Genomic DNA, 15,477 nt, shown 5'->3' with positions numbered 1-15,477 from the left:
AGGCCGCTGTATATGCCGTCTGCCCAGATGTACACCCAGCGATCTTTATCCAGTCGCTTGGTTCGCCAGGTATCATACTCGCCTTTCCACTGCGCCTTTAGGCGGGCCACTGTACTGGCTGACAGGCCTTTTGCTTCTGGGCCAACCAGTACCGACAGGGCCTCTTCCATTTCACCGGTTGAAACGCCCTTCAGGTATAGCCACGGCAGCGCCGTCTCCAACGAGCGGGCCTTGCGTACATACGGTGGCACCAAGGCCGAGCGGAAGGTCACCGGCTCCCCGTCCTTGCTGCGAACCTTCGGCACCTTCACCTTTACTGGTCCAATCCCGGTCTGTATATCACGCTCTGGCAGGTGACCATTGCGGACGACAGCAGCGCGGCCGTCGTCCAGGTGGCGGCTTTCAAATCCTTCCATGAAGGTCGATAGCTCGGCTTCAATCGCCTGCTGCAGCAGCTCCCGTGCGCCTCGGCGCAAAAGCTTGGTCAGCGGGTCAGCGGCCTCCTGTCGACCTGTAAACTCAACAACGGTATTCTTGTTCATAGCGGCGTACTCTCGGTTGGTTTCATTGTTTGGCCACAACAAATCAACCAGATACGCTGCTTTCTTTCAAACCCTCAAACACCAGATTTGGTTATAACTCTCTATCAAGTATAGATACATCTCGGTTTGATAGATATCTTTTAAAATCGCCTACCACATCACCTTTAAGGTCAAATATCTCCACCCAGAAATCGCAGCGGTTTCCGCTGAGCCTTCTAAGAGCCAGAAGATAACCACCTAGATTTAATATTGGTTGCTCATCCATAAGAGTGCTTAACGCCGCAAGCAACGGCCGTAATGGAAGGCTGAAAGCCTGGAATGGAGGTCCAACCCACAGAGTGGGTGTTGTTGTCTTGCGTTGTTATGCATTGAGTACGGCCCGCACTAGAATCAGAGCTCCATATATGTATGCGATGATTTGCACCCAGAAGCTGCCCCAGGATACTGAGCCATAATTCGATTGAAAGCCTCTGGGTTTTTAATTTTTTTTTGCTGTATATCTAAAATCTAAAAGACGAACTATGGTCGCGAAACAACCCAATACACAAGAAGCTGCCCACCAACTAATAACCGAATCTATATCACCGACAATTTTTGAGCTTTCACTCAATTTTTGGTTGATTGCAAATGCGAGTGACGCAACACCGAAGCCTAAGAAGAGATTAATGGCGAATGAAAATTGTGTAATCCTAAAATTTTGCCATCTTAAATATCGTTCACGAGTTTCAGTGTTCATCTCTACTCCCTTGCAATGCATAAACTTTATATACTGATAACAATGACTACTATTATCCTGATTACTGGCCCGGAAGCAATTCTGTGCCAACTCTCCACAGCCTGCATTAAAAACAACCAGTTACATGGATTTGGTGCAATCGTGCAAAATATGATCACCCCCTTCAGAGTAAAAAACCGGCTCAGCGACCGGTTTGGGAAGTTAGGTGTCTGATAAAGACAACAATCGCAAAGTAGCTGATTTATACCTCTAAAACGCAAAAGGTCCAATGAACCGCCGTATGCGGACCCGCATGTGCGGTGGTGTGGGGAGGGCGGGCTAGAAACCCTCCTTTACCCGATTAAACTAACTATTTAGGAAAATGAGTGGCTTCGCCCATGTTTTGTTCTGATATTTGCATTCAACTCAGAGAGCATGCTTGCAATATCTCTCTCTATTAGAGTTCTATCTGCATTTCCTGCTCTTGTGGCAAATCCTGGACGCCTTCCAGAATGCTGAGTGTTAAAACCTGAGCGATAAGTCCCGATCTTGTATGAACCTGCACCATCTTTAATTATTGAAAAACCTATTGCGTTCCCTTGTGCTTGACCTCGGGCGATTTGAACTGCTTGCCCACCTGCCCAGTTTACCAATTGTGAATGCCCACCAGATCCAGGAAGTGGAGAGCGTATTACTCCATTGATTCGACTTAGACGGTTTTGTTGAGTATCAGCATCATTGGGTATATCTTGATTGTCTTGTCGCAACGCTAAAGCCAAATGAAGTGAGTATTCATCTTTTTCCGGATCGTATATAACGACCCCTAAAAAACTATCACCAACTCTACCACGTTGAAAGTTCTCTATTGACTCATCCGTTACCGCCATTTTAGCACCCTCCTGTTGACTACTTTTCTAGAAAATCCTATTTAATTATTGTTTTCTATTATTTACTATAGGTGCGGTCGAAATGTATTGAAGACTGCCTCACAGAAACCTCGCCAGGGGCCAACGCAAACTGTCTGAGATTGTTATGTGTGTGGCTGCTTATGACCAATTTCTATTTACTTGTGATGGCTTCGTATTGCCAGTCGACATCGAACGCTCTTTTTTCTTAAGTCTTTTTTAGTAGATCACACCTTTTCTTAAAGTAACCTTTATCTACGATAACGTATAAGAATCCACAATAAAAGTACCAAACCTATGCCATAAAAATATCCTTCCCCATACATTATTTATCCTATAAACCCATTCATAATTATTATCTCAGATTTGATTCCACGCCAAATCATAAAAAAGTCATTGTGAATCAATCAGATACAGAAAGTTAGTGCTAATGTACCACATGGAAAAATGATTATGATTGCTCTAGTATCTCAAAAGCCACCACAGAATGTAACCCGCTGTATTTTTTGGTTTTTAGGAAAAATAAGCCTCCCTGCCAAAATAATAATCACAGTGATCGAAGTTCTCTCTCTCACTTGGTCACATTATCTATGGAATGCCCCCACAAAGCTGCTAACCATGGCCCCCTGGGAGGCGATAGCGATCTCACCTGAGTCCCAGCACTCGGCCAGGCGGCAGGCGATGTCGTGAAGCTCAGGCTCTCCACACTCCATAAGTTCCGCCGTATTGCGGCACAGCTTCAGCAGGAAGGCCTGGGCATAGTCTCGTGCGGTGATGCGCCCCTCTATAAACAAATTCATTTGAGTAGTGATGATCAGCAGCAGAAAGCGTCTGCTGTGGGCCTCGGGACAGTTACCCAGACCACTGCTATCCGCCTCAGCGTGGCAGCGATAACAAAGGTGTGCAGCCATGGCATCGTGGGGCTTGATTCCCCGGCCCTTACCGTAGCTGTGGCTGCGCTGGCCCTGGTAGTGGGCGGCCACGGTACTGCCCTCGTTATTGCCACAGCGGACGCAATCACGGCCTTTGGCCAGCCTCAGTAGTTTTGGGATGCGGGTGGGTTGCAGGTTCACTTTGTCTCCCTGGATATCTCCAGCCTGAATAGTGAAATCCTCCATACGCCCTCCCCTCAGTAGCTCCAGATTGTGGCTTGGGGAAGTAGCTTCCTCTAGGCGTAAAAAAACCGGCTCAGGGGCCGGCTTTTTATTTAAGTATCAAATTTTGAGGTCGAACACTTTTACTTGTTATGGGTGACTTTGGCTCGAACATATTGATACCACTTGTCACTAGATTTTTTAATAATTTCAGCAGAATGAAAATGGCCTGGAGATTCTTTGAATATAAGATAATTCTCACCAGGTAAGAAAGTAAATTGTAATGTACACGCCCCAGCATAGTATAGTGATCGTGCAACTAGTTCATCCCCTTCTTTCCAGAAATCAGGGTTTTCATGCGAGTCGAAGTCAACCGACTTATGCTCATCTTTAGAGCGGAAGCCACGCCACTGAAATTCTGCTACTTCTTGACCTTTTAATACTTCGATTACTTTGAACTTAAACCGGTGATCTTTAGAGACCGGTGTGGCGAGATATATTGTATCTGTTTTTTCTATAAGCTCATTATGAGTCCAGTAAGAGCCTTGAGCTGGGATGGAGCACGCAAAAGCTTTTCCCCATAATAAAAAACCAGCCAAGATAATTATGCATTTTTTCACGCTCTTACTCATAACACTTTTTGAACCTGCGTCGTAGTCCTCGGATTCCTAAAGTTGTAAAGTGTTGCACATATTCAGCTACAGTGATTCCACCTGCAATACCAACGACTAATGGCAATACTGAATATTGTACGTAGTACAAATCCACAGTTTGCACTCTAATACTATTCAAAGCCAAAACCAGAACGGAAATACTTATGCCAATGTTAAAGACAGAGTATTTGGAAACACCAAATTGCTTTGCAAGAACAAAGCCCAGCATCCCAGAAAGAAACCCTTGAGCAAAGTAGCTCTTGAGGTTTAGAAAAATATCCAAATAGCGCGGAAGATCGAATATGCTGGGAGGTCGTATGTACAATGCTGAACACAGCATGGCAGCCCCCATAACAGCCACAAGTATTAAATGTTTTCCAATCTTACTCATATGACATTTAACGTCGTGGTAATAGGTGCGCGCTGTCTGCACGTCCTGTCTTGGACCGAAGGCCCGGAACGTACTTGACCACTTTGTTATGGCTTTCTGTACTCACCTATGACCTCAATTAGACCTACGATATTATCGTTTAGTTGCTCCAGTTCTTCTGCTGGAACCCACCATTCTGTGTGATGTGAGGCACCTACTTGTTCGATTTTGTACTTGGCCATCAAATCAGAGTTTACTTCAAACCTGGTGACGTAACCCACACCACTATCCTTGATATTCCATTGTGTGGCGATTTCCTTCGCGTAGCGTTCGTTCGTAACGGGATAGAAAATAGGCTGCATTGGCAAGCGAGGTGGCCAGCGCTTAAAACCTGACTCTTCTACGAGCTTGAGTTCTTTTGGGCCCGTAGGTCGATAAAGTGTTGTCGTCTTAGTGCTCATCGTTGCTCGAAGCCATAACATTTATATACTGATCACCATTATCCTGATTACTGTCTCCAAATCAATTCTGCGCCAGCCCCTTCATACGCTCTCCCCCTCAATAACTCCAGACAGTAGGCCGGGTACGCTCACCCTGTATAGGCTCAAGATCATCCAAGTGAAGGAATCGGCCGCCATGAGGACCATGCTGCTTCACCCCAATGCCGGTAAAGCCTTCCTCTATCGCGATCCCCAGCAGCTCATAGGCACGCCCACCTGCAACTGATACATCCACAGCCTGCCCGGTAGTGTGTGTCATGGTGGAGCCGATCTTGGCGCAGTGTGCCGGGCAGCGATAACCGGAAGTGACTACCATCGGCTTGTTGAAGCGCACCCTGACTCTGATCAATCGACGCATTGTGTCATTTGAGAAGTGGAGTTTCCCGCAGCAACGGCAGGACAACTCCTCTTCCGTGAAGTAGTCATTATCGAACATTGGATTTACCAGAAACGAAAAAGCCCGCACTGGGCGGGGCTCAGAAATGGTTTAGGCTATGAATCTGCGCATTTATGGCAACATGGGATTTTTATACTGAAGTGGTACAAGGAAAGTTAATCATTCCTCTACGTCCTGATTATGACAAAATCAAATAAAGGCGACTCGCACTCAGGAGTTAACCATGGATGACACTACTCGCGCCAAATACCTTTCTATCGCCCTAGTTACAACGGGTCTGATATATATCTTTGCCATATATCCGTTGATGGTATGGATATGGCCTTCAGGATGGGGCTGGGCACCAGCACAGCCGGAATACGAGCAAATTATTGTTGGGTTCTATGCAACTTTGGGCGTATTCCTGATTCTCGCCACCCGAAACATCGGTGCTTACATCGGTCTCATCTGGTTTACCGTCTGTTCAAACTTGGTGCATGCCACCATTATGCTGTTTCAGGTGCTAATCGATCGAACAGAACTAGCGAACCTGTTCGGAAATATCCCCGTCATGTATTTGATTGCGGGAGTTCTCTGGTATCTGCTACCCAGGCACAAAAAGTGCTCCTCTTGACGCACTAATTGTCCTGCTTTCGATACGAGTCTGCGCCAAGTCACTCTCGACTCAGAGACCTTACTGGAATCCCCAGCCAGTATTGAGGGAACCCCATGAGCTCAAAATCATCAGGGTGAACCACTACGTGGTTCAACCTGAAATCGTTATAGAGTACCCACCTGTTCCAGCGCCTGGCTATTGCAAAGCATCTGAGAGTTTCTTCCATAGGGGGCAGTGACTTCGGAGCAACCAGACGAATTACGAACACAAAAAAATCCGCAAAATAGCGGGTTCTTAGCCGGAAATGTGCAAAATGGGCATGCTAGTGTTTGTACACCCTCTCAGGACAAAGTTGTCAACACCCTGTTAAGAAACGCTCCTGATAATCTTCTACGAGTTTAGCCACTGGGCCTAATGCCCCCCCTATCCAGGCGGCGTTGAAATCGCTTCCAGATCCTCACTCATTCCCGGTTCCACTCTGTCTTATTGCAGCCCAGGATTTCGCGAGCATGATTTAGGTTGACGGGCCTTCTGTTCACATCTCGAAGCGCACACGCGGTAATACAAAACAATGTCAACTGGCTGACCCGAGTTCTGTCGTGCGGTTCGCCCCATTGGTCAAACTCGGTCGCCAAGCATAGTAGTCACAGAGATGCTGTCTCCCCTGCTACTCTTTTGTCGAAACCCCAAGTACATCTAGTTAAGGAGCGTGCAATGAATCATTTGCCAGAAGAAGAGTTAACTATGATACCTGGCGGGAGTTTAATCACCGCTACCCCAGAAGAGGGAAGATCCTTAGCGATGATGATCGCTCGCCATACGATCCATAACATCCAACCAGACCTTGAAAAGCTTGTGGCTGGTCGTGAAAAATATGCAACTGCTCCAGACAGTCTAATAGCTGCAAGCCAAGTTGTAGCAATTGAATTTCAAACCATTGCAGCAGCTAACAACTACTGGAAGTGATAACGCAGCTTGCCCTCTACTGCAAAGTTTCTTCATTTAATAGAGAAGCTTCACTCCCAAACAAGAAAGTAGCTAGAATAAAAAGCCCCGCCGGGTTAACCAGACGGGGCTTTCAAAGGGGGTATGGTCCCGCTGCGCATACTTCGCGACAGCTTATACAAAGTTAGTCCATATGGACGTATGGTGTCAATACATACAGGCTGTTTTTAAATACAGTTATGCGGCATTCTGCGACAAAAAGAAAGCTTCCACCGTTGCTTCAACAATTTGACACATTTTTTCAACCCAGGGCTTTGACTTTTTGACCTTCCTGGCCACATCCTGCATTTCCCACCGGTAGTAATACCGCAACCAAAAAACCAACCTCTCCAGCGTAGCCCTCTCCTTGTCCTGACGCCTGGCTATCACATTCAGGTAAGCCAATACTGCCGCATCCGTAAGGGCTGCTCTCTCGTAATCTATCGGCTCCGGGCTCTCCCTGCGCCCTGGTAGCATCCTTCGGCCAAATGAAGCCATACGGGGCCAGTTCACCGAATCTCCTGCCCGTTCAGGATAGGCCCTGGACCACTCCCACAAGCGCTCGCGAATGCTGATTTCATTGACCATCTTTTCCCCTATCTCGATTAACCAACAAATTGCCGGAATCTCTTAGACGGCTCAGCCTGGTGTACCTCCGCCGTCCATACATCCATGCGGAACTGGTTGAGCTTGGCTTTGAGGTTGTCGATACCCGGCTCACCACGGCGGTGCTTTGCGGTGATCACTTCCACCAGTCCGGGGTTTAGGGAATCGGGATTGTCTTTGTCCTCCCGATACAGCAGAGTCACTATGTCGGCGTCCTGCTCAATAGAGCCGGAATCACGCAACTGGGACATATTGGGCCGGCCACCCTTGGCTGCTTCACGGTTGAACTGGCACAGTGCCAGTACCGGTATATCCAGCTCCTTGGCCAATGCCTTGAGCCCGGCAGAGACGCTGGCCACTTCCCGCTCGCGGCTCATCCCATCTCCACGCACCTGCTGCAGGTAATCCACCACGATCAATGACAACGGGCTCTTGCGGTGTTCACGGCGAGCACGGCTGGCAATCTGATTCATATGCAGCGCACTCTGGTCACCGGCGGGCACAATACGGCGATGGTGTACAAATACTGTAAGCAGCATGCCCTGGAACGGGTGTTTGCCATCAAGGGCGCCAGCACCCCGGGTATACCGCTGGTTGGTCGCCCGAGCAAAAGCAACAAGGGCAACGTCAACCTGTATTTAATCGGCACGGACACCGCGAAGGAATCCATTCTGGGGCGGTTGCAGATTAGCGAGCCCGGCCCGGGTTATGTGCATTTTCCGGTTGCTAAAAAAATTGATCGGGAATATTTCGAGCAGCTGACCTCGGAGAAGCGCGTACCGAGAAAGAAAGATGGTCGCATTGTCAAAAAGTTCGAACCGGTTCGCGACCGCAATGAAGCCCTGGACTGCTACGTCTACGCCCTGGCTGCACTGGAAATTCTCAACCCTGACTACCCTGCCCTGGCCACCCGTTTGCAACCGGAAGAGCCGGAGCCGGAAGAACGCGATGTGCTGGTGCTCAACCCCGAGCCCCCAAAACCCAAGAAGCGCCGCCGGCGCAACAGTGCCCGCAGGGTGGGCGGAATCAAAAGGTAAGCCATGATTGAACCGCGAAAATTAATTGCCGGCGATAGTGTTAGTTGGGGTCGCACCCTGTCCGGCTACCTGCCCAGTGACGGCTGGACGTTGAGCTACCGTTTGGTTTCGTTAAACAACAGTTATGAGATTTCCAGCAGTGGTAACGGCGCTGAGCATCAGGTGGTGCTCTCCGGTGCCGATACCGAAAACTGGGTGGAGGGCGACTACAGTCTGGTGGCCTGGGTCAGCAAGGGTGACGACCGCCATACTCTCAGCCAGGCCCGTGTGCGGGTTATGCCCAATCCCGCCAGTGCCGACTATGACCCCCGCAGCCACGCTGAAAAAATGCTGACAGCGCTGCGCGAACAGCTGCAGAAAAAAGCCACCAGCGGCAAGCAGAGCATCACCGTAGATGGTCAAACAGTTACTTATGCCACCTGGGACGAAATGGTCAACGCTGAAAAATATTACCGCGGCCGGGTCAACCGCCAACGCCGTCGGGAACGTGAAAAGCGCACCGGGCGCACATCGAACCGCGTGCTTGTCCGTATTCGATAGGAGCAGACCATGAATATTCTTGATCGTCTCACCGGGCGCGCCGCCTTGCGGGAAGAAGTGGGCCGTCTGACACAAAAAGTCGAACAGCTGGGTCAACAGTCACGCAACGTGCGCGGCGCTATGCGCAACGCCGGGCACTTTAAAGCCGCGCAGAAAAGCCGCCTGACCGAAGATTGGGATACCATTCCGCACCCGATCAACCAGCAGCTGCAGCGGGATCTGCTGCCGATGATCGCGCGCAGCCGCCAGCTGGCAAAGAATGATCCTTATCTGCGCAGGTTTTTTAGCCTGGCGAAAAACAACGTGATTGGCCACGCCGGCTTTAAATTTGCCGCCAATGTCAAAACCAGTAGTGACAAGCCAGATAAGCGTGCCAGCCGCGCTATTGAAACCGCCTGGCGCCAGACCTGTAAAAAAGGGGTGCTCGACTATCGCGGGCGCAAATCCTACAAAGGGTTGTGCGAATTAATGCTGCTCAGCCTGTTGCGTGATGGCGAAATACTCGCCCTCAAGATCCGCAATTCGGAAATCAAGCCGTTTGGCTTTGCTGTGCAGTTGCTAGACCCGCTGCTGCTGCAATTAACCAGCGACCACGCACCGGGAAAAATTGGGCACAAAATCACCCTGGGGGTCGAGTTCGACAGCGCTGGTCGTCGGGTGGCCTATTGGTTGCACAGCACCGACACCACCCATGCCGACTACTACACCCTGCATGGACGCGGTTATCTGCGCATCCCTGCCGATCGCATCATCCACGAATTTCTGGATGAGTATATCGACCAGGCGCGCGGCTTCCCTATTCCGGCCGCCGCTGCCGAACGGCATTACAAACTGAATCAGTACGAAGATGCCGAGCTATCTGGCGCAGTGGTGGGTGCTTCCACCATGGGAGTGCTTGAGCGCAGCGAAGAGGATAATGGCTTTGACGGCCAGGGAGAACCCGGGTACGACGAGGACGCCGAGGACTACGACGAGAACTTCCACATGGAAGTAGAAGGCGGTACTTTTCAAATGCTGCCTCACGGCGCCAAGCTGAACACCTGGGATCCTCAACACCCCAACCAGGCTTACGGTGAATTTGTGAAAGGGATCTTGCGCTCCATCGCCGCTGCCCTGGGCGTTTCCTATTTCAGCCTTGCCAACGATCTTGAGGGGGTGAACTTCTCTAGCGGTCGTATTGGTGCTCTGGAGGACCATGGAGTTTGGAAGACGCTTCAAGATTGGCTGGTAGAAAACATACTCCAACCCATTTTCGACGACTGGCTGGCCCAAGCCTTGCTAATGGGGGCCGTGCGCCTCAGTGGAGGAAGCCCATTGCCCGCCGCCGGGCTCAGCCGCTATTGCGAAGGTGCCGCGTTCAACGGTCGACGCTGGGCGTGGGTGGACCCCAAAAAAGAAATAGACGCGCACAGGGAAGCCATAGTGCTGCGCGTCACCAGTCGCAGCGAAGTGATCCGCGACCGCGGGCGCGAACCGGAAGAGGTCTGGGACGAAATCCAGCGCGAAGAGGATGAGCTGCGCCGCCGCGGTATCGACCCGGAGATTGCTACCAACAAAGCTGCCGAAAAGTCCGCCGAACAAGAAAAGCAGGAGTCCGACAAAGATGACACCTAAAAACCTGGGCGATTTGATTCGCCAGATCAATGACAAAGGGTCGCATCGAGCGGCCCTTTTTTGTACCTCATCGCCGAGCGGCACCCGAGCCGAGGGTGAGGAAGAACGCAGCCCTATCGATCAGGAGGCCCGCACTGTTGAAGTGGCATTTGCCAGCGAAACGGAAGCGGTCGAACGCTGGTACGGCATTGAGGTATTGATTTGTACCCCCGAAGCGGTGGACCTGTCCCTGCTTAATAACGCCGCTCCGGTACTGGACCAACACGACAGATGGACCCAGGTGGGTGTAGTGGATTCCGCCCGTGTGGACAGTGATCACATCGCGCGCGCAACTCTGCGTTATAGCCGCGGCCAACGGGGTGATGAGTTGTTCCAGGATATTGCCGATCGCATTCGCACCAAGGTCAGCGTGGGTTACTCCATCCTCGAAATGAAACTGGTGGAGGAGCGTGAAGACAGCCCGGACGTGTATCACGTTACACGCTGGCAACCCTATGAAATTTCCAACGTGTCGCTGCCCGCCGATGACGCCGTGGGTGTCGGTCGCAGCGCGGCCACCAGGACGGCGACACCAACTCCCCAGGAATCTGACAACAACGCCGGAGGCGGGGACCGCGGTGCGGCACCCACTGTCAGCGATCTGCCTGCAACCCCCAACACTACCCGAGAACCCACTATGACCGAAGAAGAGAAAAAAGCTGCCGCCGCAGCCGCCCGTCAACAGGGCGCCGCCGATGAAACCCAGCGCATGACCGATATTCTCGACCTGGCGCGCCAATACAATGCGCCCAGCGAACTGGTAAACGAATACCTGCGCGACGCAACGAAAACCAAGCACGACTTTACCACCGCGCTGCTGGAGGCCCGCGCCAAAGAAAAGGGCACTCAGGCGGAGAGCCCGGGAATCGGCCTGAGCGAGCGCGAAGTGGGCCGGTTCAGTTTTGTCAAACTGCTCCGTGCTATGAGTTTTCCCGAGAATACCGCCTACCGCGAGGATGCCGCCTTTGAACTGGAGTGCAGCCAGACTGCCGTGGACAAGTTTAAGGGCGAGCGTAAAGGCTCCCATATGATTCCCCACGATGCCCTGGTGGCCACTCGAGCGGTGACCCAGGGGCAATTGGCGCGGGCCGGTTTTAATCTGCGTGCCCTCACCGCCACCGGCGGCGATACCGGTGGCAACCTGGTAGGCACCACCCATCTTGCCGCCAGTTTTATCGAACTGCTGCGCAATCGCATGGTGCTGTCCAACCTCGGCGCCACAATATTAACCGGCCTCAACGGCAACCTGGCGATTCCACGCCAGATCGGCGGCGTCACCATGTACTGGCTGGATCCGGAAAACAGCGATATCCCCGCCGAGGGTCTACCGGTATTTGATCAGGTGGCACTGTCCCCGAAAAACGGTGCCGCCTATACCGAGCTATCCCGCCAGCTGCTGCTGCAAGGTTCCCCGGATGCCGAGAATCTGGTGCGTATGGACCTGGCCAAGCAGATGGCGCTGGGTATGGACCGGGCGGCGCTCTACGGCACTGGCGCCAACGGCCAGCCCCGCGGCATTACCAATCTGACTGGTATCAACACCGTCGATTTTGTCGGGGTGTATCCGACCTTTGCCGAAGTGGTGCAGATGGAAACTGAGACCGCCCTGGATAACGCCGACGTGGAGAGTGCTGCCTATGTGATGGCGCCGGGACTGCGCGGTTATTTCAAGACCACGGAAAAATTCAGCGGCAGCAACGGCCAGACCATCTGGGAGCCGGGCAACCAGGTCAACGGCTACAACTCAGTGGTTTCCAACCAGGCCGCTGTGGGCGATCTGCTGCACGGCAATTTTGCCGATGTGATTATCGGCATGTGGGGCGGCCTGGATATGCTGGTCAACCCCTACAGTGGTGACAAGGCCGGCACCGTGCGCATTACTGCGCATCAGTCCTGTGATACCGCTGGACGCCACCCGGAAAGTTTCTGCCACGGCAAGCAGTTTACTCCTTAAATTTTTCAACCTTTCTAACGCAGAGGTCCGCTATTTGCGGGCCCCTGTTTTTATTCATCCGTTTCCCTTTGTGAGAATTCCCCATGGAAAAGCAACAGAATGAAGTCGCCGAGATTACCATCACCCGCAACACCAAAGTCGGCGATAAATTTATCGCACGGGGCACCGTGCTCAAAATCGGCAAAGACACTGGTCAGGTCAGCAAGAACGATGCCCGTGTTCTACTCAATTGTGGCAAGGCCCTGCCCGGTAAATGTAATCGCACGCTGGCAGCGGTCACCGCCGAAAAGAAAGCGACTGAAGCAAAAGAGTCCGACGACAAATAACCCATGTACACCGAACTGATCGACCCGGACCTGCCCGGCTATGTGGAAGCCCGGGCCCCCGCCGGCACCCTGCCGGGTATTTTTACCGATGCCTGGCAGGAGGCCGCGCAGCAGGCGGGCACGGTACCGGTGCTCACCTGTGATGCCGATACCGCAATCGCCCTGGGCGCCGGTGTTGGTGCGGCGCTGACTATTAAGGGTGCGCTCTATGCCATCCGCGAGCGTCAGCCCCGCAACGGCGGTGGGGTTTCCCTGATTCTGGAGCAGCAATAAATGGCCCATGTCGCCAAGCAATTGTTGGACGCGGTGACCGCCGCTGTTACCGGCCTGCCTATTACCGGTGATCGGGTGCAGCAGTCGCGTACCAGCCCGCCGGCAGGATCGACGATCAGCCCGACAGCACCGGTGCGGAACTGCCGGACAGCTGGTATAGCGCCGAAGGCACCGCCATGACTGTCGCCGGCCTCAGTATCGACAGTAGTGGTTTTTTAACTGCGGATGGCAGCCTCGCCGGCAACCCAAATAGTCGAGCAGTGTTTTATTATCCGGGGGATTTAACCATTCCCGCCGGGCGTATGCTTACTGTCAGTGACAATGTGGAACTGCGGGTGCGCGGGGTACTGCAGATCGACGGCATCCTGCGCGGTACCCCCAGCAATGGCGGGCGGGGTTTTTTGGGTTCCTGTCGCGGCGGCTCCGGGCGGGTGGTTGGCAAGCGTGTGCCTGGCCATATTTTCGAGGAAAGCCGCGGGGTTGTGATCACCGGGCGCAATGCGGTGATGCCGCCACTCAATATCACCAACGAGGGCGGGGATCTGCAGGGCATACCCCATGATCTGCGCGGCACGGGTGGCGCCCGCGGTGGCAATTCCTTCCGCTATTTGCGTGGTGACCTCAGCTACGAGCCGGCAGGATTTGGCGGTATTGGTGGCAGCGGCGGTGCCGGCCTGGCGGTGATCGCCCGCGGTATCGCGTTGGGTGTGTCCGGGAAAATCGACAGCTCCGGTGGTGATGGTGGCCCCGGTCGCGGTGTTGAGCTAAGACCTATCCCCGGTGGCAGCGGCGGTGGCGGCGCCCCCGGCGGTGTGGTGCTGCTGGTAGACGGTACTCAAAATCCAATGCCGGTACTCAGCAACAATAAACTCATTGCCTGCTATGGCCACAGTCCCGACGCCCCCGGCAGTGCCGGGCTGGGGGATCACTGTCTCGGCACCAGTGCCGTGCGACTGCTGTTTGTGCCCAAATCCCGCACGCCTTATGACGACTACGAGGACCCGGCGCTAGACCCCAGTGTGCAACAGGCCATGGATGCCGCTGCCGAGGCCCAGGCCGATGCGAATATTGCCCTGGCGGACCTGGATACTATCGCCGCGGACGGCATACTGCATCAGAGCGAAAAGCTGCAGATTATCCGCGAGTACGCGCAATTACTGGCTCAGCAGGCGGGGCTGGAAAACCAGGCCGACGGCGCCGGCCTGACCACGGAAAAAGCCGATTACACCGGCAACCTGGCCGCGCTCACCAGTTACCTCGGTGGCCTCACACCCGCCTGGAACAATACCAGTGCAGATACCCCCATCAGCCGCACCCTTTGGAACATCAACTGGCAGGCGGCGTACCATGCCCGCAACACCCTGCTCAACGCCATTGCGCAGCAGGCCCGCGAAGCCGGTATGCTCGGCGCCGCACTGCAATTTAAATGGGACCGCAGACCCCTGGGGTTGAGCTGGCCTGTCAGTACAAACTATGCCGGCGGCACCAAATACACCTTTAACGCCAGTGCCGGGCGCGGCTATCTGCATGTGCTGGCCAATGATGCCGAGGGCGGTGCCCGGGTTGGCCTCAATGGCCGCGAAGTCGGCGTAATGCGTGGCGACGATGGGGTTACCCAATGGTACAGCTTTCCAATCACGCTGGTGGCGGGTGCCAATGAGCTTTCCGTGTGGGCCAGTTCCAGTGACGGCGGCACCTACGGCGGTTTGGTGGTCACCCTCGGTGGCAGCGGCGATCCCCAAGCACTGCTGGATGCCTCTGTGGCCGACGCCAGGGCCGCTGCCGCCGAAGCCGCCGCTGCTGATGCCCAGGCCGATGCCACCGAGGCACTGGCCGACTTAAATACAATTGCCGCAGATGGCAAGCTGCACCCCGGGGAAAAACCCCAGGTTATCCGCGAGTACCATCAACTGCTCGCAGAGCAGTCCGGTATTGAAACCCAAGCGAACCGTTACGGTATTACCAGCGAGAAAACCGCCTATAGCGGAGCCATTACCGCCCTATCGGATTATCTCAGCGGTACCGGCTGGAACAATACCGCCACGGTCACCACCATCAACCGCAACACCTGGAATAGCAAATGGCAGGGGGTATACACCCAACGACAGGCACTGCTCAATAAAATCGACCAGCTGGCCGGCTCCCAAGCGGACTGGGACAAAATCTATGGTGGCAATAAACCGGAGGATAATGCCACCGTGGGGGCCACGCTTGAGGAGCGGGCACAGTTTCGCACCACGCGTCACACCTTTCTGGAAGCTTTCGAAACGTCTGACTGGATAAACGCCTGGACCCGCTACACTGGCGCAGGTGAGATGGCTGTTGGCAGTGGT

Annotated in this window: 19 protein-coding genes and 1 pseudogene; 10 read left to right on the top strand and 10 right to left on the bottom strand. The window is 53.4% G+C overall.

Translation table 11 applies throughout. From position 1 onward, the window contains the following. From ACL7TT_RS19615 to ACL7TT_RS19580, 8 genes are all read right to left on the bottom strand, one after another. The coding region (locus ACL7TT_RS19615) for a transposase (protein WP_413397896.1) at positions 1-542 on the bottom strand (542 nt) is incomplete at its 3' end. 478 nt (positions 543-1,020) lie between these two features. Next, complete coding sequence (locus tag ACL7TT_RS19610) at positions 1,021-1,278, bottom strand: hypothetical protein (RefSeq protein ID WP_413397895.1); 258 nt, start codon at positions 1,276-1,278, stop codon at positions 1,021-1,023. A 353-nt stretch (positions 1,279-1,631) separates the two neighbouring features. Beyond that, complete coding sequence (locus ACL7TT_RS19605; protein ID WP_413397894.1) at positions 1,632-2,144, bottom strand: hypothetical protein; 513 nt, start codon at positions 2,142-2,144, stop codon at positions 1,632-1,634. A gap of 602 nt (positions 2,145-2,746) precedes the next feature. Beyond that, on the bottom strand, positions 2,747-3,280 hold the full coding sequence (locus ACL7TT_RS19600) for a hypothetical protein (RefSeq protein WP_413397892.1): 534 nt from the start codon (positions 3,278-3,280) through the stop codon (positions 2,747-2,749). A 119-nt stretch (positions 3,281-3,399) separates the two neighbouring features. Continuing rightward, the gene (locus ACL7TT_RS19595; RefSeq protein WP_413397891.1) at positions 3,400-3,876 is read right to left on the bottom strand and encodes a hypothetical protein; all 477 of its coding nucleotides are present in this window, start codon (positions 3,874-3,876) and stop codon (positions 3,400-3,402) included. A gap of 4 nt (positions 3,877-3,880) precedes the next feature. After that, positions 3,881-4,300 carry a hypothetical protein gene (locus ACL7TT_RS19590; protein WP_413397890.1) on the bottom strand — a complete coding sequence of 140 codons (420 nt, stop codon included), beginning with the start codon at positions 4,298-4,300 and terminating at the stop codon, positions 3,881-3,883. 86 nt (positions 4,301-4,386) lie between these two features. Further along, positions 4,387-4,740 carry a hypothetical protein gene (locus ACL7TT_RS19585; RefSeq protein ID WP_413397889.1) on the bottom strand — a complete coding sequence of 118 codons (354 nt, stop codon included), beginning with the start codon at positions 4,738-4,740 and terminating at the stop codon, positions 4,387-4,389. Positions 4,741-4,837: 97 nt separating this feature from the next. After that, complete coding sequence (locus ACL7TT_RS19580) at positions 4,838-5,215, bottom strand: D-Ala-D-Ala carboxypeptidase family metallohydrolase (protein WP_413397888.1); 378 nt, start codon at positions 5,213-5,215, stop codon at positions 4,838-4,840. A gap of 184 nt (positions 5,216-5,399) precedes the next feature. Between ACL7TT_RS19580 and ACL7TT_RS19575 the strand changes: the two genes are divergently transcribed. Together ACL7TT_RS19575 and ACL7TT_RS19570 are read left to right on the top strand one after the other, a co-directional pair. Then, positions 5,400-5,789: a DUF6632 domain-containing protein gene (locus ACL7TT_RS19575; RefSeq protein ID WP_306040229.1), complete on the top strand. Its 390-nt coding sequence runs from the start codon at positions 5,400-5,402 to the stop codon at positions 5,787-5,789. Between the two features lie 696 nt (positions 5,790-6,485). After that, positions 6,486-6,737, top strand: a complete 252-nt coding sequence (locus ACL7TT_RS19570) for a hexameric tyrosine-coordinated heme protein (protein WP_299948299.1) — start codon at positions 6,486-6,488, stop codon at positions 6,735-6,737. A gap of 216 nt (positions 6,738-6,953) precedes the next feature. Here the strand turns inward: ACL7TT_RS19570 and ACL7TT_RS19565 are convergent, their stop codons facing one another. Both ACL7TT_RS19565 and ACL7TT_RS19560 read right to left on the bottom strand, forming a co-directional pair. Then, positions 6,954-7,343, bottom strand: coding sequence for a hypothetical protein (locus ACL7TT_RS19565; RefSeq protein WP_413397886.1), 390 nt, complete (start codon positions 7,341-7,343; stop codon positions 6,954-6,956). A 17-nt stretch (positions 7,344-7,360) separates the two neighbouring features. Beyond that, entirely contained in the window at positions 7,361-7,834 is a 474-nt protein-coding gene (locus ACL7TT_RS19560; protein ID WP_413397885.1) for a replicative DNA helicase, read from the bottom strand. Between ACL7TT_RS19560 and ACL7TT_RS19555 the strand changes: the two genes are divergently transcribed. The 8 genes and pseudogenes from ACL7TT_RS19555 to ACL7TT_RS19520 all read left to right on the top strand — a co-directional run. Next, entirely contained in the window at positions 7,835-8,398 is a 564-nt protein-coding gene (locus ACL7TT_RS19555) for a terminase gpA endonuclease subunit (protein ID WP_413397884.1), read from the top strand. It begins immediately after the preceding gene. Positions 8,399-8,401: 3 nt separating this feature from the next. Next, a complete protein-coding gene (locus ACL7TT_RS19550) occupies positions 8,402-8,938 on the top strand; it encodes a hypothetical protein (RefSeq protein ID WP_413397883.1) in 537 nt (178 codons plus the stop codon). Between the two features lie 9 nt (positions 8,939-8,947). After that, positions 8,948-10,552, top strand: a complete 1,605-nt coding sequence (locus ACL7TT_RS19545; protein ID WP_413397882.1) for a phage portal protein — start codon at positions 8,948-8,950, stop codon at positions 10,550-10,552. Then, positions 10,542-12,545 carry a phage major capsid protein gene (locus tag ACL7TT_RS19540; RefSeq protein WP_413397881.1) on the top strand — a complete coding sequence of 668 codons (2,004 nt, stop codon included), beginning with the start codon at positions 10,542-10,544 and terminating at the stop codon, positions 12,543-12,545. Before ACL7TT_RS19545 ends, ACL7TT_RS19540 begins: the two co-directional genes overlap by 11 nt. An 83-nt stretch (positions 12,546-12,628) precedes the next feature. Next, on the top strand, positions 12,629-12,871 hold the full coding sequence (locus tag ACL7TT_RS19535; protein ID WP_413397880.1) for a hypothetical protein: 243 nt from the start codon (positions 12,629-12,631) through the stop codon (positions 12,869-12,871). A 3-nt stretch (positions 12,872-12,874) separates the two neighbouring features. Next, on the top strand, positions 12,875-13,144 hold the full coding sequence (locus ACL7TT_RS19530; protein ID WP_413397879.1) for a hypothetical protein: 270 nt from the start codon (positions 12,875-12,877) through the stop codon (positions 13,142-13,144). After that, positions 13,145-13,324 (top strand): hypothetical protein, encoded by a 180-nt coding sequence (locus tag ACL7TT_RS19525; RefSeq protein WP_413397878.1) that lies wholly within the window; start codon positions 13,145-13,147, stop codon positions 13,322-13,324. Next, positions 13,321-15,477 (top strand): annotated as a pseudogene (locus ACL7TT_RS19520) (hypothetical protein); the annotation flags it as partial. The gene ACL7TT_RS19525 and the pseudogene ACL7TT_RS19520, both read left to right, overlap by 4 nt.

The sequence above is a fragment of the Microbulbifer jejuensis genome, assembly GCF_047289955.1.
GTDB lineage: Bacteria > Pseudomonadota > Gammaproteobacteria > Pseudomonadales > Cellvibrionaceae > Microbulbifer.
The sequence above is the reverse complement of the archived record's forward strand: the minus strand, read 5'-3'. Positions and strand labels throughout refer to the sequence as shown.